This window comes from Azoarcus sp. DD4 (assembly GCF_006496635.1).
In the GTDB taxonomy this organism is placed as follows: Bacteria; Pseudomonadota; Gammaproteobacteria; order Burkholderiales; family Rhodocyclaceae; genus Azoarcus.
On the sequence record NZ_CP022958.1, the window covers coordinates 4776420 to 4799658 of the forward strand.

Genomic DNA, 23239 nt, shown 5'->3' on the forward strand with positions numbered 1-23239 from the left:
TTCCTCTGTCGCGGCACGCGCGGCCGGTGCAAGCGGCATGCGCGGGTGACGCAAGCATAGCAGGCCCGCGCGCGGCACCGGCCCGGCCGGACCGCGCGCAGACACTCATACGGTCAGATAGGAACGGCGTACGTCCTCGTTCTCCGCCAGTTCGGCCATGGTGCCGGAGAAGCGGATCTGCCCCTTCTCCAGCACATAGGCGCGATCCGACACCAGTTCGGCGAAATGCACGTTCTGCTCCGACAGCAGGATGCTCACGCCCTGCGCCTTCAAGGCCAGGATCATGTGCGCCATCTGCTCGACGATGACCGGCGCCACCCCTTCCGAGGGTTCGTCCAGCAGCACCAGGTAAGGGTTGCCCATCAGCGTGCGCGACACCGTCAGCATCTGCTGCTCGCCGCCGCTCATGCGGCCGCCGGGACGGTCCGGCCCCATTTCCCGCAGGTTGGGGAAGAGCGCGTAGAGCTTCTCCGGCGTCCATTCCGGCGCCGGACTGTCGTCCGGCCAGCGCCGCGGCGCCTGGCGGCCGACTTCCAGATTCTCGGCGATGGTCAGGTCGGTGAAGATGCGGCGGTCCTCCGGCACGAAACCCAGGCCCATGCGGGCGATCTGCGACGGGCTGCGGCCGGAGATGTCCTGCCCCATCAGCTTGACGCTACCCTTGCGGCGTTCGAGCAGGCCCATCAGCGCCTTGAAGGTGGTGGACTTGCCGGCGCCGTTGCGCCCCATCAGCGCCACCACCTCGCCGCGCTTCACCTCGAAACCCACGTCGAACAGGATGTGGGCGGCGCCGTACCAGGCATTGAGCCCTTCCACCGTGAGCAGCGGAGCGGGCGGTTCCCTGTCGATCATGCGGCCTCCTTGGCGGCAGCCGGCTTCTCGAAGGTCTTGCCGCTGCCGAAATAGACTTCCTGCACCTTGGGATGATTGCGGATCTCCTCGCCGGACCCGGCCGCGATCAGCCGCCCGCGGGCGAGCACAATCATGCGGTCGGCGTAGGCGAAGACCACGTCCATGCTGTGCTCGGTGAACAACACCGCCAGCTTGCGTTCGACCACCAGGCGCTTGGTCAGCGCCATCAGGTCGTTGCGCTCCTTGGGCGCCATGCCGGCGGTGGGCTCGTCCATCAGCAGCAGCTTGGGATCGTTGGCGAGTGCGATCGCCAGTTCCACCCGCTTGACGTCGCCGTAGGCGAGCGCGCTGCAGGGGCGGTCGGCGTCGGCCTTCATACCCACCTGCTCGAGCAGTTCCAGCGCCTCGTTGCGGAACTCGCCGGCCGCGCGCGACCACAGCGAGTACAGCTTGCCGCGCGCCGAGATCAGCGCCATCTGCACGTTTTCCACCACGGTCAGCGAGGCGAAGGTCTCGGCGATCTGGAAGGTGCGGCCCACGCCCAGCTTCCAGATCTCGCGCGGCTTGAGGCCGACCAGCTCGCGGCCGTCCAGCTTCACCGAGCCGCCGGACGCGCGCAGCTGGCCGTTCACCATGTTGAAGGTGGTGGATTTGCCGGCACCGTTGGGGCCGATCAGGGCGAGCAGTTCGCCGGCGGCGACATCGAAATCGATGCCGTCCACCGCCTTCACCCCGCCGAAGGACTTCTGCAGTCCGCGTATTTGCAACAGGCTCATCGTGCGACCTCCGGCGTGAGCATGGGTTGGCGCTTGCGCTGGCCGAAACGCTCGGTCAGCTCATGGACGAAGCCGGACAGACCCTGCGGGAACACCAGCACCAGGAAGAGCACGATGGCGCCCAGCAGCGCGCGCCAGTAGTCGGTGGAGCGCGCCACCGTATCCTGCAGCCAGGTGAAGCTGACCGCGCCGACGATGGGGCCGGTGAGCGTCTGCACGCCGCCGAGCAGCACCATCACCAGGCCGTCGACCGACTTGGTCACGTTCAGCACCTCGGGCGAGATGCTGCCCTTGGACAGCACGAAGAGCGCACCCGCAGCACCGGCGAAGGTGCCGGCGATGACGAAGGCCATCCACTGCACGCGCTTGACGTCGATGCCGATGGCGTCGGCACGCAGCACCGAATCGCGCCCGGCCCGCATCGCATAGCCGAAGGGCGAGAACAGCATGCGGCGCAGGGCGAACAGGCCGACCGCCACCAGCACCAGGGTCAGGTAGTAGAAAGCGCTCCGGTTGGCCGCCCAGCCCGACGGCCAGATGCCGATGATGCCGTTGGAGCCGCCAGTGAAGTCGTCCCACTGGAAGGCCACCGACCACACGATCTGGCCGAAGGCCAGCGTCAGCATCGCCAGATAGACGCCCGACAGACGCACGCTGAACCAGCCGAACACCAGCGCGCCCAGGCCCGCCACCACCGGTGCCAGCACCAGCGCCGCTTCCATCGGCAGTCCTGCGGTCTTCATCAGCAGCGCGGCAGCGTAGGCGCCGAGGCCGAAGTAGGCCGCGTGGCCGAAGGAATGCATGCCGCCCGGCCCCATGATGAAGTGCAGGCTGGTGGCGAACAGCGCGGCGATCAGCAGGTCGATCGACAGCACCAGTGCGTAGGGAAACTGGCCCTGCAGCAGCGGCAGCAGCAGCATGCCGGCCACCAGTGCGACGGCGAAGCGGCGCAGCGACCTGCCCGCCGGACGCAGTGGCGCCTCGGGCGCACCACTGTGGCGCGGCGTACCCTGCGGACGACCGAACAGGCCCCACGGGCGCACCACCAGCACGATGGCCATCACCAGGAACTCGACCACCAGCGTCAGCTTGGAGAAGCTGATGCTGAAGGGGCCGAAGTTCACGTCGCCCAGCCAGATGCAGATGGCCTTGATCTCGGCGATGATGAGCGCGGCGACGAAGGCACCCGGGATCGAGCCCATGCCGCCCACCACCACCACCACGAAGGCGTCGCCGATGCTCAGCATGTCCATGCCCAGGTTGGCCGGTTCGCGCGGCAGCTGCAGCGCGCCGCCGAGGCCGGCGAGCATGGCGCCGAGCGCGAACACGCCGGTGATCAGCCAGGACTGATGCACGCCGAGCGCGGCCAGCATCTCGCGGTCCTGCGTCGCCGCGCGCACCAGGGTGCCCCAGCGCGTGCGGGTGAGCAGCAGCCACACCAGCGCCAGCACCACCGGGCCGATGACGATCAGGAACAGGTCGTAGGTCGGGAAGTTGCGGCCGAGGATCTCGATCGAGCCTTCCAGCCCGGGCGCGCGGCGGCCGAGCAGGTCTTCCGGGCCCCACAGCCACAGCACCGCGTCCTTGATCACCAGCACCAGGGCGAAGGTGGCAAGCAGCTGGAAGAGCTCCGGCGCCTTGTAGATCCGCCGCAGCAGCACGATTTCCACCAGTGCGCCGATGCAGCCCACCAGCACCGCCGAAAACACCAGCGAGAACCAGAAGCCGACACCGCTCACCAGGATCTCGGACAGGCTGTAGGCGAGATACACCCCCAGCATGTAGAGCGAGCCGTGGGCGAAGTTGACGATGCGCGTGACGCCGAAGATCAGCGACAGCCCCGCCGCCACCAGGAACAGCGACGAGGCGCCCGCCAACCCGTTCAGCAATTGAACGAGGAAGGAGCTCATCATTTGTCTCCGCGCATCTTCTTCACGTCTTCATCGGAAGGCTGCACGGTGGCGCCGTCGACATAGCGGTAATCGACCATGATGCCCTTGTCGCCAGTGTTCTTGAGCTTGCCGATGTAGGCGCCCATGGTCGACTGGTTGTCCTGCGGGCGATAGACGATCTCGCCGAAGGGGGTGTCGACCTTGAGGCCCTTGAAGGCGGCGATCAGCTTCTCGGTGTCGGTGCCGCCCGCCTTCTTGATGCCGGCCGCGAGCGACTTGATCGCGCTGTAGCCCACCACCGCGCCCAGGCGCGGGTAGTCATTGAACTTGGCCACATAGGCACTGCGGAAGGCCTTGTGCTCCTGGGTTTCCAGCGAATCCTGCGGGTAGCCGCTGACGATCCAACCGTCCGGCGCCTCGCCGCGCAGCGGGTCGAGGTACTCCGGCTCGCCGGTCAGCATGCTGATCACCTGGATGTTCTTGAACAGGCCGCGGGTGTTGCCCTCGCGCACGAACTTGGCGAGGTCGGGCCCGAACAGGGTGTTGAACACCGCATCCGGCTTGGCATCGGCCACCGCCTGCACCACGCTGCCGGCATCGACCTTGCCCAGCGGCGGCGCCTGCTCGATGACGAACTCGACGTCGGGCTGGGCCTGCTTCAGCAGCTTCTTGAAGGTCGCGATCGAGGACTGGCCGTATTCGTAGTTGGGATAGATCAGCGCCCAGCGCTTCTTCTTCAGCTTGGCCGCCTCGGCCGCCAGCATGGCGGTCTGCATGTAGGTCGAGGTGCGCATGCGGTAGGTGTAGCGGTTGCCGTTCTCCCACACCATCTTGTCGGTCAGCGGCTCGGTGCCGAGGTAGAAGACCTTGCGCTGCTGGGCGTAGTCCGCCAGCGCGAGGCCGACGTGGGACAGGAAGGAGCCGGCGATCAGGTCCACGCCCTCGCGCGACAGCAGCTCTTCGGCCAGGCGCACCGCGTCGCCCGGGTTGGCGTTGTCGTCGCGGGTGATGACTTCCAGCTTCTTGCCGTTCACCCCACCGGCGGCGTTGATCTCGTCCAGCGCCAGGGTCATGCCGCGCTTGTAGGCGTCGAGGAACACCGGCTGCGCCTTGTAGCTGTTGATTTCGCCGATCTTGATCACGTCGGCGGCCCAGGCGCTGGCGTGGGCACCAAGCACGCCGGAAAGGGCAATGGCGAGGACGGAGGATTTCAGCTTCATGGTCATGCTCCTGACGGGTATCTCTGTTGGGGAAGGGGGCGTACTACCGGGGGATTGCGCCGCCGTGCCGGGTTGCGGCCATGCGGCTTGTCGGATCCGGATCGAGCGACCCGCAACGGAAGACGTGCGAAGGCTGCGCAGCGAACAGAGTGCTGACCGGCGCCTTGACGCGCGCGGCCGGGAGCTGATGGGCCATGACGACTCCTGTCGGGGTTGGCCGGCGGTGGCCTGGATGCCACCGTTACGGCCTCGTCCAGCTTTGCCGGATCTCTTTTCATGTAACCAGTCCTACATTTTCATGTAGTGCCTATTACATTTTTTGCGCAATCTACCCCAAGCACAGGCACCGTACAACAGCTAATTTTTCTCACCATAACAGTGCATTACACGCACCAACTTGAACCTTTCGCGGTATCCCGCCATTGCCGCAGCGCAGCGCGAACAAGAATCGCCAGAGCCCACTGTCGACGCGTCTGCAGCACCCCGGAGGACTCATTCGGCATTTCCGTATAAGCTTCATGAATGACCGAGAATCAGCGCCGATCCTGGGAATGCACAAAATCCGTGCCCCTTCCGCCGCAGGAGATCGCGCCCCCATCGGCCCTTACACTGCATTTGATACAGTGTTTACTTAATTAGATTCGATGGCAGAGTGCTGCCGCGCGGTGGCCAGTGCAAACAAGATATTGAATGGACGCCTGTTTTCGTCCATGCTTCGGCGTCCCGGCGCACGCCGCGAGCATCTTCCCCATCACGGAGCGGGCACGTTGCACAGCAACAGAAAGGCCGCGTTTTGCCCCATACGACCTCACCAGACGACCCCTACATGGACAACGGAGCCGAAGCGCAATATCACTTCTCGGAACAGGTCGGCCATCTGCTGCGGCGTGCCTACCAGCGCCACATGGCGATCTTCCAGCAACAGATCCCGGACTCGCAGCTCACTGCCGCCCAGTTCGTGGTGCTATGCGCGGTGCGCGACCACGGCGCCTGCTCGCTCAGCACCATCGTCGGCGCCAGCGCCATCGACCAGGCCACGGTGCGCGGCATCGTCGACCGGCTGAAAGCACGCAAGCTGCTCAGCGTCGCCCACGACCCGCTCGACCGCCGCAAGGTACTGGTAACGCTGACCGACGACGGGCTGGAACTGGTCACCCGCATGGTGCCCTTCGCCGAACAGATCACCGAAGCCACCTTCGGCACGCTCAACCCGGCCGAGCGCGTCGCCCTGCTCTTCCTGCTGCGCAAGATCGGCGGCTTCGACGAGAACACGGCAACACCGCTGGACGGCGACTGAGCCACCGCACCCAAGGCAATGGGCGAGGGCCCCGGGCGGCGGTGCCGCAGGCGCGCGATAGACGCCGACGGGCGCCGCCCGACCGCTGCATGCGGCCCGGCGACGCCCGTCGGGGGCTGCCGCGGATCGAAGGACTTCAGCCGGTGCGCAGCTCGGCCAGCGCGGTCGAGAAACCCTGCACGATGTCGGCGCCCTCGTCGCGCTGGCGCACCGCGAACTCGGTGGATTTCTCCAGCACCACCATGCGCACACGCGCATCCTCGGTGACGTCGTCCATCATCCGGATGGCCACCTCGATGCGGCTCTTGCCGTGCTCGGCGCTGGAACTGGCCTGCTCCACCCGGCTGCCGGCACTGGCCGCGGTCTGGCTGAGCCCCTGCGCGATCTGACCGATCTCCTTGCTCGACACCGCCGCCCGCTCGGCGAGCTTGCGCACCTCGTCCGCCACCACCGCGAAGCCACGGCCGGCCTCGCCGGCGCGGGCGGCCTCGATGGCGGCATTGAGCGCCAGCAGATTGGTCTGACTGGCGATCTCCTGGATGCTCGAGACGATGTGCTCGATGCGCTTGGACTGCTCGGTGAGGTCGGCGAAGACCAATGCGACCTGTCCGCTGTACTCGCTCAGCTGCGTCAGCGCCACGTCGCTCTCCTGCACCGCGCGCTGGCAGGTGGCGATGTTCCCGGCCGCGCGCTCGGCGGCACCGGTGCCGCGTCCGAGGTGCTCGCAGAACTCGCGCTGGGATACGCACAGCGCTTCGACGCGCTTGCCGAGGCCTTCCAGCGCTCGCCGCGCGGCGTCGATGCGGGGCGTCACCGGCGCAAGGGCGCGGGCCTCGCGCAAGGCCCGCTCGGCTTCGGCCAGTCTCGCTTCGCACCCGGCGATCTCTTCCTGAGACGCACGCAGCGCCTGGCCCACGGCTGCCGCCAGGCTGTCCGCCGCCGCACCGCGGGTCAGCATCTGCGCCTCGCGCCAGTTGCGCGCGGCGAGTGCGCCGGCAAGCGCCGCGCCGGCGCGGCCGTCCAGCCCGGATCGGCCACCGCCCGGCGCCGACCTGCGCAAGCCCAGCGCCAGCACGATCAACAGCGCGGCCAGCGCGCCCCCGACCTGTGCCACGCCGCTTCCGCCCGCGATCGCGACCACCGCCGCGACCGCAAGCGCCAACGCCAGCAGGGCGTTCTCGGCGATGCGATTCATGGTTTTCTCCTTTTTTCTCTCTCTGTCGTACGACTTGGGGTTGGAAACAGTTTCACCGCGGCGAACCGGCAATACCGGGTCGCCGGCGGGGAGAAAAGCCACGCAAGAATCAGCCCAGCGCCTCGCGGATGCAGGCGCGGGTAAAGGGCGGCCGGCGGAAGCGCACGCCGGTGGCATCGAACAGCGCGTTGGCTACCGCCGCTGCGCCCGGCACCGAGGCAGATTCGCCGGCGCCGAGCGGCGCTTCGTCCTGGCGCGGCATCAGCAGCACCTCGACCCGCGGCACCTCGGCGAAACCGAGGATGGGATAGGCGCCCCATTCGCGTGCGGCGACGCGCCCCTCCGCAAAGCGCACTTCCTCCTTGAGCATGCGGCTCAGGGTCTGCAGCACGTTGCCGTGGATCTGGTGGCGCACGCCGTCGGGGTTCACCATCATCCCGGTGTCCTGGCCCACCACCAGCCGCTCGACCGTGAGCGCGCCGCTCGCCGGATCGACCGCGACGTCGATCACCCAGGCCGACCAGGCAGCGCCGAAGCCCGGAAACTTGCTGTGGACGTAGCGTGCGTAGGCGACGCCGCGGCCGCGCAGCAGACCGTCGGCGCCCGGTTGGCCGCGGCCGCCCCGCTGGCCTGTCTGCCAGTCCGCCCGTTCCGCTACCGCGCGCAGCAGGTCGGCCGCGCGGGCGTCCGGCAGGTGACGCAGGCGGAAATCCACCTTGTCGGCGCCGGCCGCCTCGGCCAGTTCGTCGATGAAGGAATCGTGGGCGAAAGAATTGGGCAGCGCCGACACCCCGCGCAGCCAGCCGGCGCGCACGATGGCGGGCACGTCGTCGCAGGCGATGCGCATGTTCGGATAGGCATAGGGCGGCACCGCGGTGCGGTCGCCCATCTCCAGCATGCGCGGCGCCGGCTCGATCGCCCCGGTGAGCAGCAGCGCCAGCAGCGGCGCGTCGTTGGACGGATAGCGGGTGAGGAAGTCGTAGGCGGCGAGGCTGCCGTCGGCGGCGAGCGCGCCCTTCACGTCCATCAACTGGCCGGCGCCCTTGGGCTCCCAGGCGTGCTCCTGTTCGCGGCTGAGCTGCACCCGCACCGGCCGGCCGACCGCGCGCGACAGCAGGGCGGCATCGGCGACCACGTCGTCGGCGCAGTTGCGGCCGTAGCAGCCGGCCGCCTCCATCCGCACCACCTCGATATCTCCCTCGTCGCGCTTCAGCAGGCGGGCGAGGTCGACACGCAGCATGTGCGGATTCTGGGTGCCGGACCACACGGTGAGGCCGTCCGCGCGCCAGTCCGCCAGCGCGCACGACGGGCCGATGGAGCCGTGCATCTGGTAGGGCCAGGCGTAGTGCCGCTCCAGCACGGTAGCAGCCCCGGCCAGCGCGGCGTCGGTGTCGCCCTCTTCCTTGAGCGGCCGGCGGGTTGCGGGTATCGCGCGGATGGCGCCGTCGATGTCGTCAAGTACCGGCAGCTTCAGCGGCTGCCATTCCACCTTCAGCGCCTTCATCGCGCGGATCGCCTGCTCCTCGCGCTCGGCGACCACGCCGACGAAGTCGCCGATCACCACCACATCGACGATGCCGGGCAGGTGGCGGATCGAGTCCGCATGCACCTTCACCAGGCTGCGGCCGACGAAATCGCCGCAGTCGATGCCGGCATAGGGCGGGCGGATCACCCGGCCGTGCAGCATGCCGGGCAGCCGCATGTCGTGCACGAAGCTGAGCGCGCCGGTGGCCTTGGCCGGGATGTCCACCCGTGGCGCGCTGCGCCCGACAAGGCGATGATCTGCCGCCGGCTTGAGCGGAAAGTCCGTCGCCAGCGCCAGCCGCACCCGCTCGCCGGCGAGCAGTTCGCCGTAGCCGATGCGCCGCGCCGCTTCCCCGCGCACGAAGAAGCTGCCGTCGGCGGCATCGAGCGCCGCCACCGCCACGCCCAGCCGGTCGGCCGCGCGCGCCGCCAGCCAGGCACGCGCCTGGGCCGCCGCGCGGCGCAGCGGCATGGCGCTGATCTGGATGGTGGAGCTGGCGATGGTCGGCCCCTGGTTGGGCGCCGCCTCGGTGTGGCCGAGCAGCACCTGGACCTGCGCCATCGGCAGGTCCAGCTCCTCGGCCACCAGCTGGCCGAGCGCGGTGCGGATGCCAGTGCCGAGATCGACATGGCCGTTGAAGGCGAGCACCGAGCCGTCGTCGCGCAGAGCGAGGAAGATGTCCGGCAGGGCGGAAACGTAGTCGGAAACCACGCCCGGCTGGCCGGGCGCCGGGCGCGGCGCGGCCTGCGGCGGACGCAGCACCAGCAGGCTGCCGTCGGCCTCGAGCAGGGCGAGGCGGAGATCCTTGGGCGTGGCGCCGTGTTCGATCATGGAAAGTTCTCGTGTAACGGACCCGGCCGCGGCTGCGGCAACCGGGCCTTCATTCTAGGCGTTCCGCCACCGGCGGCCGCGAACACGCGACCACCGGCCTGCCCAGACGGGCATTGCGCCTCAGCCGATGACCGCCTTCGCCTCGTCCAGCGTCATCACCGCGGCGTACTTCTGCCGCATGTCGAACAGGTTCGCCTCGTGGGGCCCCAGCGCGCGATCGCCGACGCAGTCTTCCAGCACCAGCGGACGGAAACCCCAGCACATCGCATCGACCACGCTGGCGCGCACGCAGCCGCTGGTCACGCAGCCGGCCACCAGCAGGGTCTGCACGCCTTTCTGGGTCAGCCAGGGCGCCAGCCCGGTGGCGAAAAAGGCGGACGGCACGGTCTTCCTCACCACCAGTTCGCCGGGCGCCGGCGCCAGTTCCGGCACGATGGCGCTGTTCGGGTTGTCTTCCGACAACCCGGCCATGCCCGGCACCTTGATGGCGAAGATGTTGCGGTCGGCCGCGTCGTCGGCAAAGACGATGCGGCTGTGGGCCACCGGCCAGCCGCGCTCGCGCGCCAGCGCCAGCGCGGCCTTGGTGCGTTCGATCGCCTGCGGGATGTTGCCGCCACCGAACACTTCAGGGTCGGCGAAGCCGTTCACGAAGTCGATGATGAGCAGGCCATAGGGCGGCTTCGGCTCCAGCGTGTTGCCGAAGCCCTGCTTCTCGTAGGTGCGGATTTCGTCGCTCATGGTCTTACTCCTGGCCCTGGTCCAGCACCTTGCCGAGGCGGACGACGTCCTCGCCGTCCAGGCTCACGGTGCATTTGCGCAGCGGGATGTCGATGTGGCAGGTGGTGGTGCGGCTGCCGCCGGCCTCGTTGTTGGGGCCGAGCGAGAACAGGAAGTTGCCCTCGAAGGCGCGCGCATCCATGCCTATGGTGGCCTCGCGGTCGTACAGCGCCAGCGTGGTCCAGCTCGCGCGCGGCTGCAGGCCCCAACCGATGTGGGAGATTGCGTAGGCCTCCGGATCCTTGAAGGAGGCCATGTACTCGGCCAGCAGCTCGGCGTCGGTCCCGCCGGTGATGGACTGCGCAAAGCCGTCCTTCACCGTGATGGTGATCGGCTCGGCGACGTAGCGCTTCATCGGCAGCAGGATGTCGCCGCGGTCGATGACGATGGTGCCCTGGGTCTGCTTCTCGTTCGGCCAGGTCAGCGCGAAGCCGCTCGGCCAGTGGTCCCAGCGCCCCGGCGTGTCGCAGAAGCCGTATTCGGCGATGGCCGGGAATTCGCCCAGCGGGCACACCAGCTCGGTGCCGGCGGCGGACGTCACCCGCATTTCCCTGGCCTGCTCGATCTTCGCGGTGGCGCGCAGCACGCGGGCGCGGTCGGCCAGCGTGGGCACCATGCGGGCGAGCACCTCGGGCGGCTCGACCGCGAGCAGGATCTTGGTGCCGGCGGCGAGGATCTCGTGCTGCTCGGGCGAGAACAGCAGGGTCATCAGGTCCAGCACCAGGTCGCTCGCCTTGAGCGCGGCGATGGCCGCCTTGTTGCCGGTGAGCGGGGTGGTGCCGAGGTAGGCGAGCGAATCGCGGCTCAGCGCTTTTTCGCCGTTGACCGGCTGCAGGTCGAGCCGGTTGACCACCGCGCCCATCATGGCGGCGGCGGTGAGCGCGGTCGACAGGGTCTGCGGATGGGTGGCGGCGCTGGTCAGCACGGTGACGGTCTGGCCCGCTTCCAGCTTCGACAGGCTCAGCACTTCCTGCCAGGCCCGGATCAGTTCGTGATCGCTGATTGCCATGGTGTTCTCTCCGAGTTGGGGGCGTGAGGGGTCAGACCGGATGGCCGAGGAAGTCGCCGAAGGCGCGATAGAAGCCTTCCTCGTCGTCCCAGGGAATCATGTGGCCGGCGTTGGCCACGCGGGTGCTGAGCACGCTGGGCAGCAAGGTGCGGATCTCGGCCACGTCCTCGTCCAGCACCACATCGCCGCGGCCGGCAAGCAGCAGCAGGGTCGGCACGGCGATCTCGCGCAGGTCCTTGTGGATGTCGTCGGTCTGAAAGCCGTCGAAGCTCTCGCGGATGGCGCGCTCGTCGCAGGTGTGCAGCCACTCTGCGCGCAGCTGCAGCTGCTCGTCGGTCCAGGTCGGGCAGAAGGCGCGCATGCCTTCCTTGTCGGTGCCGCGTGCCGCCAGCGCGATGGAGTCCACGTACCACGGCAGCTTGGCCGGATAGGGCCGGCGGCCGGGGCCGGACACCGGCGGATCGACCGCCACCACCCGGGCCAGCGCCGCCGGCCGGGTGCGTGCGGCGCGGAAGGCGATGCGCCCGCCCATCGAATGGCCGACCAGGACGTAGTCGGTCAGGCCAAGCGCGGCGGCGAAGGCGAGCACGTCGTCGGCCTGGGCGTCCAGGCTGTAGTCGAGCGTGGGCGAGGCTTCCGACAGGCCGCGGCCGCGCACGTCGAGGATGTAGGTGTCGAAAGTCTTGCCGAAGCGTTCGCCGACAAAACCCCAGGTGATGGCCGGGCTGGTGATGCCGGGGATGATGATGACCGGCGGGCGTTCCGCCCGGCCCTCGCCGCTGCCGCCGTAGCGCAGGTAGTGCTGGCGGATGCCGTTGGCAAAGACGTTGCCGCCGTAGAGGAAGGTGCTGCTCATGGCCGCCTCCTCAGTAGGCGCCGGACAGCAGCGCGCCGGCACCGGGGACGAAGGGCTCGAGCTTGAGCTCCTTGAGCATGGCGTAGGTGGTGGCGATGGCGGCGGTGAGCACCGGCTTGCCCGTCATCGCCTCGACCTTGGGCACCGCCGGCAGCGAGGGCATCTGCACGCAGGCCGACAGCACGATGACGTCGGCGTCCTGGTAGTTCATGCCGGCGACGATTTCCGGCAGCCGGGCCGGATCGTGCAGGCCGACTTCGAGGTTGTCCGGGATTTCGAGCGCGCGCCAGTCGATCACCTCGAAGCCCTGGTCGGCGATGTAATCCACCACCAGCTCGGTCAGCGGCTTCATGTAGGGCGCCACCAGCGCGATCTTCTTCGCGCCCATCACGCGCAGCGCATCCACCAGCGCCCCGGCGCTGGTCACCACCGGGGCGAGGCCGCCGTTCTCTGCGGTATGCGCCTTCAAGCGCTTCTCGGACACGCAGTGGTAGCCCTTGCCCATCGACATGATGGCCACCAGGCAGGCGTAGCCGAGCACATCGACGCGGGCGTCGGAGAGTTCCACCGCGCAGCGGTCGGATTCGGCGTCCATCGCCGCGAGTTCCTCCTTCTTCACCGTCTTCATCCGCATCCGGCTGGAGTGGAAGGTGAAACGCTCCGGCCGCACCGTCTGGCGGGCCATGAGCATCGCGGGAATCTCGGTTTCCATCGTCGTATTCGAGCTCGGCACGATCTGGCCGATGCGGAAGGGCTTGTTCACGTCGGAACTCCATCTGTTGGGGTTGAGGGTGCGCATTGCGCCGGGTCGGTGCTGTTTGTGTGATCGCCCGCCCCTGCCCGGCGCAAGCGCCGATAGCGGGGAACGGTGCGTCCCGACCTCTCGCCCGCGACCCCGTCCAGGCTGTCGTCAGGCAAGTCGATTATAGTGCATACATTCTTTTTTTCTACAAGCGCATCGCGCTGCCAGCAATGCACCGATTGCGTGCGACGGAAACCGAAATTGGTGCATTAGTACTGAACAAATAAAGACTTTTTCTGAAACATCCGAACGCCGACGGGGCACTTTCAATTCAGTTGTTGACATCCTGCGTCGATCTATTTTTATAGTGTATGCACTCAATTATCACAGCGGCAGGAAGCCGCGCCTTCCAACCCCGACAGCAGGAGAAACAAGGTGAAGTCCCAACAACGAATCGCAGTGATCGGCGCCGGCCTCGGCGGCGCCGCAGCCGCCCTGCTGCTGCAGCAGGCGGGTTACAACGTTCGCGTCTATGAACAGGCGCCGGAGTTCTCGCGCCTGGGCGCGGGCATCCACCTCGGCCCCAACCTGATGAAGGTGATGCGCAAGGTCGGCCTGGAACAGGCGCTGCGCGACATCGGCTGCTACCCGGACGCCTGGTACAGCCGCGAATGGAACACCGGCAGCGTGATGGCCCGCATCCCGCTGGGCGACTACGCCGAAAAGCGCTACGGCGCGCCCTACCTCACCGTGCATCGCGGCGACTTCCATGCGTTGATGGTCGACGCCATCGCGCCGGGCACGCTGGCCTTCGACAAGAACCTGACCCACATCGAGGACACCGGCAGCGAGGTAGTGATGCAGTTCGCCGACGGCAGCACCGCCACCGCCGACATCGTGATCGGCGCCGACGGGGTCAATTCCAAGGTGCGCGAAACCCTGCTCGGGCCCGAGCTGCCGATCTACACCGGCTTCATCGCGCACCGCGCGGTGGCCAACGCCGACACCCTGAAATACACCCAGGACCTGTGCTGCAAGTGGTGGTCGGAAGACCGTCACATGATGGTGTACTACCTCGACCGGGCGAAGAAGGAGATCTACTACGTCACCGGCGTGCCGCAGGACGGCTGGGATCTCAAGCACCGCTGGCTGCCGAGCGACCATGACGAGATGCGCGCAGCCTTCGCCGGCTGGCACCCCGCGGTGCAGGCGCTGATCGACAACACGGTGGGCGTGACCAAGTGGTCGCTGCTCGAACGCGAACCGCTGCCGCTATGGAGCCGCGGCCGCATGGTGATGCTGGGCGACGCCTGCCATCCGATGAAGCCGCACATGGCGCAGGGCGCCGCGATGGCCATCGAGGACGCCGGCATGCTGCTGCGCTGTTTCGACGAGGTCGGCCTCGACGACTTCGAGACCGCCTTCGCGCTCTACCAGGCCAACCGCAGCGAGCGCGCCGGCAAGGTGCAACTGGTGTCGCACAACAACACCTGGCTGATGCGCGACGAAGATCCGGAATGGTGCTTCGGCTACGATGTATTCACCGTGCCGCTGGTCGAAGCGGCCGCCAAGCCGGACTCCAAGGCTGCGGCCTGAGCCTTCGCGCAGCGCAAGCCGCCGCGCCGTACTCCGGCGCGGCGCGGCGACGATGGGCGGCTGCGTTATCCTGCCGCCCCGTCCTCGCCCCCACCGACCGTCACTGACCGGGAGATCGCCATGCCAGCCCCACGAGACATCGCCCTGCGGGTCAACGGCAGCGTCCGCACGCTACGCGTCGAACCCGACACGCCGCTGCTCTACGTGCTGCGCAACGACCTCGAACTCAACGGCCCGAAGTACGGCTGCGGCCTCGGCGAATGCGGCGCCTGTACGGTGCTGGTCGATGGCGTCGCCGCCCGCGCCTGCGTCGTCCCTGTCGGCGGCATCGGCGCGCGCGAAGTGACCACGCTGGAAGGCCTGGGCGATCTCGCCCGCCCCGATCCGGTGCAACAGGCCTTCATCGACTGCCAGGGCGCCCAGTGCGGCTACTGCCTCAACGGCATGATCATGACCGTGCGGGCGCTGCTCGACCGCAATCCCTCGCCGTCCGAGGACGACATCCGCCGCGAACTGCGCGGCAACCTGTGCCGTTGCGGCACCCACCTGGAAATCCTCGCTTCGGCACGACGCGCGGTCGAACTGGAAGCCGCGCGACGTGCGGCCGGACGGGCGACTGCCACCTCCCAAACCGCCGAAGCCTTGCCGGGCTAGTGGCCGGATGACCGGATTGATGGCGTCACTGGCAGAACACCACGCAAGCACGCCCTCCCCATCAAGGGGAGGAACAGAACGCCCTTGAACGGACGGACCCACCAGAGGACCGCCGCCCCCGACGAGAGAACCCGCCCCTTGAGTACCCAGCCCCCCGCCGTCGCCGGCATCGCCTTGCCCGATGCCTCACCGTCCCCAGCGCCCGGCGACGATCAGGCCGGCGCACTGCTGCACGGACGCGTCGTCCGCCCCCCTTTGCAGGACGGCCGGCCGATGCGACTGCTCGTCGCGGACCGCGCCTCGCTGGCCGGCATGGACGGGCTGGTGGAACTGGTGGTGCGCGGCGACTTCGTCGCGGTCGTCGCCACCACCGCCGACATCGCCGCCCAGGCCGCGCGCCGCCTGAAAGTGCGCTGGGCACCGCCGCGCCCGGCCGACGCCGCCGCCGCGCCCGCCGCCGAAACCGTGGTGCATGAACGCGGCGACACCAGCGCCGCGCTGCACGACGGCACGCGCCTGCAACGCAGCTACCGCTGGCCGACCCTGCCGCCGGCCGACGACGCCGGCGCCACCGCCACTGCCCATCTTCAGCACGGCCAGCTGCAAGTCTGGGCCCCGCTGCGCTCGATGCGCGCCCTCGCCCACGACATCGCCGCCCTCACCAGCCTGCCCGTCGCGCAGATCAGGGTCGTCCCCAGCGAAGACCCGCGCCTCGTCGCCGGCCGCAGCCCCTGGGCGGAGCATGCCGCGGCCGATGCCGCCTTGCTCGCCCATCATCTGCGCCACCCGGTGCAGGTCAGCCTCGCCGCCGCCGACCTGCGCTGGGCCGCCGCGCTGGCCGACGCCCAGCACAACCGCATCGACGCCACGCTCGACATCGACGGCGCGCTCGACGCCTACCGCTACACCACCCTGCCGCCGGCACAGCTGCCGCAGAGCCCGGCCCTACGCCTCGCCGGCGTCGCCAGCCCGACCGAGGATGTCGCGCTGCCGGCCACGGTGCTGATGCCGCCCTACCGCAGCGCCAGCCTGCGGCTCGCCAGCCACGCACCGCAGGCCGCGGCCGGGCTCGACGCCGGCGACGCCAGTCTGGCCGGGCAGGTTTTCGCCCAGGAATCCTTCATCGACGAGGCCGCGCGCACCCTGGGCAGCGATCCGGCGGACTACCGCCTGCGCCATCTCGACGACGAACGCGGCGCCGCGCTGCTGCGCAAGGTGGCCGATGCCGCCGGCAGCGTCCCTGCAGGCGACGGCCTGCTGCGCGGCCGCGGCGTCGCCTGCGCCCATGTGATCGACAGCGACGAACTCGGCCGGCGCGACGCCTGGTCGGCCTGGCTGGCCGAAGTCGCAGTCGATCCGCGCAGCGGCGAAGTCAGCGTGAGCCGCGTCGTGGTCGGCAACGACATCGCCGACACCCCGGTGCTGGACACGCCCGACCTGCGCGCCGCCATCGCCACCGCCACCGGCCATCTGCTGACGGACACGGCGGGCGGCTTCGACCGCTGGCCCGCCACGGCGAACGCCACCGATACCGCGCCCGCCGTCGTCGCGGTCGTGTCCGGCAGTAACGAGGTCGCCGCGCCCGGCACGCCCCCGGGGCCGCTGCGCGACACCCGGCCCCAGCTCGCCGCCAGCGGCGCCACCCTGCTGCCCGCCGCCGCCGCGGTGGCCAACGCCATCCACGACGCCACCGGCGTGCGCCTGGATGCGCCGCCCTTCACCGCCGAGCGCATCCGCCTCGCGCTCGCCGAACGCGACGGCAAACCCGCCGCGCTCACCAGCAAACGCAAACTCGGCTGGCTGGGCGCAGCCGCCGCAACCGCCGCCGGCCTGCTCGCCACTGCCATGCCGCTGCGCGCGCCGATCGCACCGATCACGCCACCGCCGGCCGACCTCTACTCCGCCGCCACGCTGGAACGCGGCCGGCTGGTGGCCGCCGCCGGCGACTGCGCCGTCTGCCACACTGCCGCCGACGGCATCCCCAACACCGGCGGGCTGGCGCTGGAAACCCCCTTCGGCACCGTCTACACCACCAACATCACGCCCGACCCGGAAACCGGCATCGGCAACTGGTCCTACGCCGCCTTCGAGCGCGCCATGCGCGAAGGCATCCACCGCGACGGCCGCCATCTCTACCCCGCCTTCCCCTACACCGCCTTCGCCAGGATGAGCGACGCCGACATGCAGGCGCTCTACGCATACCTGATGGCGCAGCAGCCGGTGAAGGCGGCGGTACCGAAAACCGAACTCGCCTTCCCCTACAACCTGCGGCCGCTGCTCGCCGGCTGGAACACGCTGTTCCACAAGAACGAAGTCTTCCAGCCGGACCCGACGCGCTCGGCCGAATGGAACCGCGGCGCCTACCTGGTAGAAGGCGCCGGCCACTGTGGCGCCTGTCACACGCCGCGCAACGCGCTGGGTGCGGAAAAGACCGGCGAACACCGCTACGGCGGCGGTTTTGCCGAAGGCTGGGAAGCGCCGCCGCTCACCGCGCTGTCGCAAGCGCCGGTGCCGTGGACCGAGACCGAGCTCTACGCCTATCTGCGCAACGGCTATTCGCCTCTGCACGGCGTCGCCTCGGGGCCGATGGCACCGGTGGTGGAATCGCTCGCCGCGCTGCCGGACAGCGACATCCGTGCCATCGCCAGCTACCTCGCCAGCTTCCAGGCCAAGGCACCGGACGCGGCAGCCAGCGCAGACTACGCCAATGCGATGCAGGAAGCGGCCAGAAAGGCGGCGGTGACGCTGGCCGGCCCGGCCGAAGCGCTCTACGACGGCGCCTGCTCCGCCTGCCACCAGGACGACGGCCCGGCGCTGTTCGGCGTGAAGCCGGCGCTGGCGCTCAACACCAACCTGCACAGCCCGCATGCGGACAACCTGGTGCAGATCATCCTGCACGGCATCCAGTCGCCGGCGCACGGCGAACTCGGCTACATGCCCGGCTTCGCCGACAGCCTGGACGACCGCCAGGTGGCCGAACTCGCCGCCTATCTGCGGGCGCGCTTCGCGCCGGACAAGCCGGCCTGGCAAGGTCTCGACGCCACCGTGCGGCGGCTGCGCGCGGCGGCGCACTGAGGCGGCGGCGATGCGCGGCAACGACGGCGAAGTCATCGATGCCTGCCTGGCCTGGGCGGCTGCCGGACACCGCTTCGCGCTGCTGACGGTACTCACCACCTACGGTGCCAGCCCGCGCCCGGCCGGCGCGCTGGCGGCGATCCGCGACGACGGCCGGATCGTCGGCTCGGTGTCGGGCGGCTGCGTCGAGGACGACCTGGTGGACGAGGTGCGCGGCGGCTGGCTGGCCAGCGCCGAACGACCGCTGCTGCGGGTGTTCGGCCGCGACGCCGGGGAACGCGCGCGCTACCGCCTGCCCTGCGGCAACACCTTGCGGGTGGCGGTAGAGCCGCGCTGCGACCTGGAGCAGCTGGCGCAAATCCAGCACCTGCTCCACCAACAGAAACTGGTGCGCCGCGAAGTCGACATGACGAGCGGCGCCTCCCGCCTGCGCGAAGTCGGCGAGGCCGGCCCACTCGAAGAACGTGCCCGCGGCTTCGCTATCACGCTCGGACCGCGCTACCGCGCGCTGCTGATCGGCGGCGGCGAGATCGGCTGCTACCTCGCCCCATTGCTCGGCACGCTCGGCTTCAGCGTGGCGCTGTGCGATCCGCGCGCCGAATACGCCGACGGCTGGGATCTGACCGACGCACCGGTGAGCCGCGCCATGCCGGACGACTGGATCGTGGCGCAGGCGGCGGACGCCCGCAGCGCGGTGCTGGCGCTGAGCCACGACCCCAAACTGGACGACCTCGCGCTGATGGAAGCGCTCAAGACGCCCGCCTTCTACGTCGGCGCGGTCGGCTCGGCGGCCAACAACGCGGCACGGCGGCAGCGCCTGCTGGAGTTCGGCGTCACCGCGGCGGAAGCAGCACGCCTGCACGGCCCGATCGGGCTGGACATCGGCTCGCGCACGCCCGCCGAGATCGCTGTGTCGATCGCCGCCGACCTGATCGCCCACCTGCGCCGCCCGGCGGCGGCATGCGCAACTGCCAACGCACGGCTTCCATCTGATAGAAGCACGCTCTCCGGGCTTTTCTGAATGGCGGCGAGTCGCCCTGTCCGGCCATAGAGCCGGCGCAGAAGCAGTTCGCGTTCGGGTGACAGGCTTCGGCGTGAAGCTGCCCCGCGGATGACGGAATTGTCGCAAGGGCATATGGCGGCAGCAGGTGCCAGCGCTTGTATTCCCGGGCTGCCGCGAGGCACGGCTTCCTCGGGGGAAAACGGCGATAATGGCGGCCAATTCGGTTTGAACGCCATTTCAGGATTCCCCCATGGAAATCAAGGTCAATTTTCTCGACAAGCTTCGTCTTGAAGCCAGGTTCGATGACTTCACGGTGATCGCCGATCAGCCTATCCGCTATAAGGGCGATGGCTCGGCGCCGGGCCCGTTTGATTACTTTCTGGCTTCGTCGGCTTTGTGTGCGGCCTACTTCGTGAAGCTGTATTGCGACACTCGCAATATCCCTACCGACAACATCCGCCTGTCGCAGAACAATATTGTTGATCCGGAAAACCGCTACAAGCAGATTTTCAAGATCCAGGTCGAGTTGCCGGAGGATATCTCCGCCACGGACCGCCAGGGCATTTTGCGCTCCATCGAGCGTTGCACGGTAAAACGGGTGGTGCAAACCGGGCCTGAGTTTGTGATCGAGGAGGTCGAGAATCTGGATGCCGACGCTCAGGCCCTGCTGACCCTGAATCCGGATCCGGAAGCAAGCACCTACATAGCGGGCAAGGATCTGCCGCTGGAGCAGACCATCGCCAATATGTCGGGAGTATTGGCCGACCTGGGCATCAAGATTGAAATCGCTTCGTGGCGCAATCTCGTTCCCAATGTATGGTCACTGCATATCCGCGACGCGCACTCGCCGATGTGTTTTACCAATGGCAAGGGAGCAACCAAGGAAAGCGCCCTGGCGTCGGCCTTGGGCGAATTTATCGAGCGACTGAATTGCAATCATTTCTACAACGACCAGTTCTGGGGTGAAGGCCTTGCCAACGCGGCGTTCGTGCACTACCCGGATGAGCGCTGGTTCAAGCCCGGCCCCAAGGATGCGCTGCCGGCTGGAATTCTCGACGAGTACTGCCTGCAGATCTACAACCCCGACGGCGAATTGCGTGGCTCGCATTTGTACGACACCAACTCCGGCAACGTGCAGCGCGGCATCTGTTCGCTGCCCTATGTGCGTCAGTCGGACGGCGCGGTGGTGTATTTCCCGTCCAACCTGATCGACAACCTGTTCCTCAGCAATGGCATGAGTGCCGGCAATACGCTGGCCGAAGCGCAGGTGCAATGCCTGTCGGAGATCTTCGAGCGGGCGGTAAAACGCGAGATTCTGGAAGGTGAAATCGCGCTGCCCGATGTGCCGCCCGAAGTGCTGGCGAAATACCCCGGCATTGTGGCCGGCATTGACGAACTGGAAAAACAGGGCTTTCCCGTACTAGTGAAGGATGCGTCGCTGGGCGGGGAGTTTCCGGTGATGTGCGTCACCTTGATGAACCCGCGCACTGGCGGTGTGTTTGCCTCGTTCGGGGCGCACCCGAGCATGGAGGTGGCGCTGGAGCGCAGTCTTACCGAGTTGCTGCAGGGGCGCAGTTTTGAAGGCCTGAACGATTTGCCTCAGCCCACCTTCGAAAGCAACGCCGTCACTGAGCCGAACAACTTCGTTGAACACTTCATCGACTCCAGCGGCGTGGTGTCGTGGCGCTTCTTCAGCGCCAGGGCGGATTACGATTTTGTCGAGTGGGATTTCTCGGGCCGGGGCGAAAACTCCAACGCTGACGAAGCCGCAACGCTGTTCGGCATTCTCGAAGGCATGGGGAAAGAAGTTTACATGGCGGTGTATGACCAGCTCGGTGCAACGGCCTGCCGCATCCTGGTGCCGGGATATTCCGAAATCTACCCGGTGGAAGACCTGATCTGGGATAACACCAACAAGGCCTTGTTGTTTCGCACCGACATCCTGAACCTGCACCGCCTCGACGATGCCGGTCTGGAAGCACTGCTTGAGCGTCTGGAAGGCAGTGAGCTCGACGATTACACCGACATCATTACCTTGGTCGGCATCGAGTTCGACGAAAATACCGCCTGGGGTCAGCTGACGATCCTCGAGCTGAAACTGCTGATCAATCTCGCCCTGCAGCAATTTGAAGCGGCGAAGGAACAGGTGGAAGCCTTCCTGCAATACAACGAGAACACGGTCGAACGCGTATTGTTCTATCAGGCCCTGAATGTGGTGCTGGAGGTGCTGCTGGACGACGAGCTGGAACTGGACGATTACGAGGTCAATTTCCGCCGGATGTTCGGCAACCCGCGGATGGACGCGGTGATGGGGTCCGTGGATGGCAGCGTGCGCTTTTACGGCCTGACGCCAACGAGCATGGAACTGGACGGACTCGACAGGCACCAGCGCCTGATCGATAGCTACAGGAAGCTGCACATGGCACGGGCCAATGTGGCGGCTTTATCCAGGTAGAGAATCAAAAGCGCCCCCTTCGATGGCCCCACGGCCGGTCGGCACGCGGGGCGGGGACGGCCGCTTGCGACGGCAGGCGGCTCAGTAAGTCTTGTAGGGCAGGAACTTGCCGCTCATGGTGATGCTGACGCGGTCGCCGGCGTCGTTGGGCTCGCGCTTCAGATCCATCTTGAAGTCGATGGCGCTCATGATGCCGTCGCCGAACTCCTCGTGAATCAGCTCCTTGAAGGTGGTGCCATAGACGTTGATCAGTTCGTAGAAGCGGTAGATCAGCGGATCGGTGGGCACGGCGGTGGGCAGCGAACCCTTGTAGGGCACCACCTGCAGCTGGGCGATGGCGTCTTCCGGCAGCTCCAGCGCGGCGCCGACGGCCTTGGCCTGGGTTTCGGTCAGGGTCATCTGGCCGAGCAGCGCGGCGGTCGTCCATTCCTTGCTGTGGCCGACGACCTCGGCCAGTTGCGCCCAGCTGAGCTTGTGCTTGAGCTTGGATTCGAGGATCAGCGCGGTGACTTCGTTACGGGTCATGGGGGGGCTCCTTCAGGCGGATACGGACGACAGGGGTTGAAGCGCGGGTTCGGCCCTGGCCGTCCCCGGGGTAAGCGTGAGCACCTCGGCACCGCCCTCCAGGCCGGGGCGGACCACCGGCGGATTGCGCGGATCATGCGCCGCCGCGGCCGGCGCCCCGTCGGCGTAGTCGCGCGAACGGTTCACCAGGAAATCCACGAGGTGGTTGCGGATGCGGTAGTACTGCGGGTCGTGGTGCATGTCGGCACGGGTGCGCGTGCGCGGCATCGTGATGTCCACGATTTCGGCGATGCGGGCATGTGGGCCGTTGCTCATCAGGATCACCTTGTCGGCGAGCAGGATGGCTTCATCGACGTCGTGGGTGATCATGAACACCGTCTGGTGGGTGGCCTGGACGATGGAAAGCAGTTCGTCCTGGATGGTGCCGCGGGTGAGCGCGTCGAGCGCGCCGAAAGGCTCGTCGAGCAGCAGCATCTTGGGCTGGATGGCGAAGGCGCGGGCGATGCCGACGCGCTGCTTCATGCCGCCGGACAGCTCCGCCGGTTTCCTGTGCAGCGCATGGCCGAGGCCGACCATCTCCAGGTAGCGCGTGCTGTGCTCCTCGACCTGCTTCGCGCTCCAGTCCGGCCAGCGCGAGCGCACGCCGAACTCCACGTTCTTCAGCGTGCTGAGCCAGGGCAGCAAGGCGTGCCCCTGGAACACCACGCCGCGGTCGAGGGAGGGGCCGCGCACCTCGCGGCCGTCCATGATGACCACGCCCTCGCTGGCCTCGTCCAGGCCGGCGAGCACGTTGAGGATGGTGGTCTTGCCGCAGCCGGAATGGCCGATGATGCAGGCGAACTCGCCCTTGGCGATGCCGAAGTGGATGTTCTCGAACACCGTGCTGGCCGGCTTGCCGGCGGGGCCGGGATAGCGCTTGGCGAGCGCCTCGACCTTGAGGAATGCTTGGGTCATGGCGC

18 protein-coding genes are annotated in these 23239 nt (G+C 67.9%); 6 read left to right on the forward strand and 12 right to left on the reverse strand.

The features are described 5' to 3' along the window. Window positions 1-105: 105 nt before the first annotated feature. Genes CJ010_RS22100 through CJ010_RS22115 form a run of 4 tightly spaced genes read right to left on the reverse strand, consistent with a single transcriptional unit; the run spans window position 106 to window position 4740 of the window. The gene (locus tag CJ010_RS22100; protein WP_141020051.1) at window positions 106-852 is read right to left on the reverse strand and encodes an ABC transporter ATP-binding protein; all 747 of its coding nucleotides are present in this window, start codon (window positions 850-852) and stop codon (window positions 106-108) included. Further along, window positions 849-1628, reverse strand: coding sequence for an ABC transporter ATP-binding protein (locus CJ010_RS22105; RefSeq protein WP_141020052.1), 780 nt, complete (start codon window positions 1626-1628; stop codon window positions 849-851). The genes CJ010_RS22100 and CJ010_RS22105 overlap by 4 nt, the downstream gene beginning before the upstream one ends. Further along, window positions 1625-3538, reverse strand: a complete 1914-nt coding sequence (locus CJ010_RS22110) for an ABC transporter permease (protein ID WP_205754842.1) — start codon at window positions 3536-3538, stop codon at window positions 1625-1627. The genes CJ010_RS22105 and CJ010_RS22110 overlap by 4 nt, the downstream gene beginning before the upstream one ends. After that, window positions 3538-4740 carry an ABC transporter substrate-binding protein gene (locus tag CJ010_RS22115; RefSeq protein ID WP_205754843.1) on the reverse strand — a complete coding sequence of 401 codons (1203 nt, stop codon included), beginning with the start codon at window positions 4738-4740 and terminating at the stop codon, window positions 3538-3540. The genes CJ010_RS22110 and CJ010_RS22115 overlap by 1 nt, the downstream gene beginning before the upstream one ends. Window positions 4741-5566: 826 nt before the next feature. Between CJ010_RS22115 and CJ010_RS22120 the strand changes: the two genes are divergently transcribed. Further along, window positions 5567-6037 (forward strand): MarR family winged helix-turn-helix transcriptional regulator, encoded by a 471-nt coding sequence (locus CJ010_RS22120; protein WP_141020055.1) that lies wholly within the window; start codon window positions 5567-5569, stop codon window positions 6035-6037. A 136-nt stretch (window positions 6038-6173) separates the two neighbouring features. Here CJ010_RS22120 and CJ010_RS25665 read toward each other — a convergent pair whose 3' ends face one another. From CJ010_RS25665 to CJ010_RS22150, 6 genes are all read right to left on the reverse strand, one after another. Then, window positions 6174-7232: a methyl-accepting chemotaxis protein gene (locus tag CJ010_RS25665; protein WP_305764616.1), complete on the reverse strand. Its 1059-nt coding sequence runs from the start codon at window positions 7230-7232 to the stop codon at window positions 6174-6176. A gap of 109 nt (window positions 7233-7341) precedes the next feature. Then, window positions 7342-9588, reverse strand: a complete 2247-nt coding sequence (locus CJ010_RS22130) for a molybdopterin cofactor-binding domain-containing protein (protein WP_141020056.1) — start codon at window positions 9586-9588, stop codon at window positions 7342-7344. 120 nt (window positions 9589-9708) lie between these two features. Then, on the reverse strand, window positions 9709-10326 hold the full coding sequence (locus tag CJ010_RS22135; protein WP_141020057.1) for an isochorismatase family protein: 618 nt from the start codon (window positions 10324-10326) through the stop codon (window positions 9709-9711). A 4-nt stretch (window positions 10327-10330) separates the two neighbouring features. Continuing rightward, the gene (locus CJ010_RS22140; RefSeq protein WP_141020058.1) at window positions 10331-11374 is read right to left on the reverse strand and encodes a 2,5-dihydroxypyridine 5,6-dioxygenase; all 1044 of its coding nucleotides are present in this window, start codon (window positions 11372-11374) and stop codon (window positions 10331-10333) included. 31 nt (window positions 11375-11405) lie between these two features. After that, complete coding sequence (locus tag CJ010_RS22145) at window positions 11406-12230, reverse strand: alpha/beta fold hydrolase (protein ID WP_141020059.1); 825 nt, start codon at window positions 12228-12230, stop codon at window positions 11406-11408. A gap of 10 nt (window positions 12231-12240) precedes the next feature. Then, the gene (locus tag CJ010_RS22150) at window positions 12241-12993 is read right to left on the reverse strand and encodes an Asp/Glu racemase (protein WP_141020060.1); all 753 of its coding nucleotides are present in this window, start codon (window positions 12991-12993) and stop codon (window positions 12241-12243) included. A gap of 414 nt (window positions 12994-13407) precedes the next feature. Here CJ010_RS22150 and CJ010_RS22155 point away from each other — a divergent pair, with 414 nt between their 5' ends. From CJ010_RS22155 to CJ010_RS22175, 5 genes are all read left to right on the forward strand, one after another. After that, window positions 13408-14568, forward strand: coding sequence for an FAD-dependent monooxygenase (locus tag CJ010_RS22155; protein ID WP_141020061.1), 1161 nt, complete (start codon window positions 13408-13410; stop codon window positions 14566-14568). A 120-nt stretch (window positions 14569-14688) separates the two neighbouring features. Then, on the forward strand, window positions 14689-15222 hold the full coding sequence (locus CJ010_RS22160; RefSeq protein WP_141020062.1) for a (2Fe-2S)-binding protein: 534 nt from the start codon (window positions 14689-14691) through the stop codon (window positions 15220-15222). Between the two features lie 138 nt (window positions 15223-15360). Next, complete coding sequence (locus CJ010_RS22165; protein ID WP_141020063.1) at window positions 15361-18297, forward strand: c-type cytochrome; 2937 nt, start codon at window positions 15361-15363, stop codon at window positions 18295-18297. A 10-nt stretch (window positions 18298-18307) separates the two neighbouring features. Next, the gene (locus CJ010_RS22170; RefSeq protein ID WP_141020064.1) at window positions 18308-19318 is read left to right on the forward strand and encodes an XdhC family protein; all 1011 of its coding nucleotides are present in this window, start codon (window positions 18308-18310) and stop codon (window positions 19316-19318) included. A gap of 232 nt (window positions 19319-19550) precedes the next feature. After that, window positions 19551-21755 (forward strand): OsmC domain/YcaO domain-containing protein, encoded by a 2205-nt coding sequence (locus CJ010_RS22175; protein WP_141020065.1) that lies wholly within the window; start codon window positions 19551-19553, stop codon window positions 21753-21755. Window positions 21756-21836: 81 nt separating this feature from the next. On the opposite strand, the gene cynS is transcribed toward CJ010_RS22175, so the two are convergent. Both cynS and CJ010_RS22185 read right to left on the reverse strand, forming a co-directional pair. Next, complete coding sequence (cynS, locus tag CJ010_RS22180) at window positions 21837-22280, reverse strand: cyanase (protein WP_141020066.1); 444 nt, start codon at window positions 22278-22280, stop codon at window positions 21837-21839. Window positions 22281-22292: 12 nt separating this feature from the next. Continuing rightward, entirely contained in the window at window positions 22293-23234 is a 942-nt protein-coding gene (locus tag CJ010_RS22185) for an ABC transporter ATP-binding protein (protein WP_141020067.1), read from the reverse strand. Window positions 23235-23239 lie beyond the last annotated feature (5 nt).